The sequence below is a fragment of the Streptomyces sp. DH12 genome (genome assembly GCF_020873895.1).
GTDB lineage: Bacteria > Actinomycetota > Actinomycetes > Streptomycetales > Streptomycetaceae > Streptomyces.
This window is the reverse complement of record NZ_JAHWGT010000517.1, coordinates 1-580: the sequence shown is the minus strand read 5'-3', so window position 1 is coordinate 580 and position 580 is coordinate 1. Positions and strand designations below refer to the sequence as shown.

Here is a 580-nt window from a genome sequence, read left to right as displayed (position 1 = left end):
CGTGGCCTCGGCGCTCGCGCCGAACTTCGAGCTGCTGTTCGCGGCGCGCGTCCTGGCGGGGCTTCCGCACGGGGCGCTGTTCGGGGTCGGCGCGGTGGTCGCCTCCAAGCTGGTCGCACCGGACCGGGCGGCCCGTGCGGTGTCGATGATGTTCCTCGGTCTCACGGTCGCCAACATCGTCGGTGTCCCGGCCGGAACCGCGCTCGGGCAGCAGCTGGGGTGGCGGTTCGCGTACGCGGCAGTGGCCGTCATCGGCGTGCTCGCCCTGGCGGCGCTGGTGCGGCTCGTCCCGCACCAGCCGCGGGGTGAGCAGGCCGGTGTGCTGCACGAACTGCGGGCGATGAAGAACAAGCAGGTGCTGCTGGGTCTGGTCACGGCGGTCGTCGGGTTCGGCGGCTTCTTCGCGATGTACAGCTATCTCGTGCCGATGCTGACCAACCTGACGGGGATCTCGGACTCGTCCACGACCCTGGTCCTCGCGCTGTTCGGCGTCGGCATGACGCTGGGCACGCTCGTCGCCGGCCCGCTCACCGACCGGGCGCTGCGCCCGACCCTGTACGGCGGTTTCGCGCTGCTCGCC

General features: G+C 71.9%; 1 protein-coding gene. It reads left to right on the top strand.

What is annotated here, in order from left to right; translation table 11 throughout:
• Positions 1-580, top strand: a 580-nt coding sequence (locus LPA54_RS35510) for an MFS transporter (RefSeq protein WP_228984697.1), incomplete at both ends; no start/stop codon positions are given.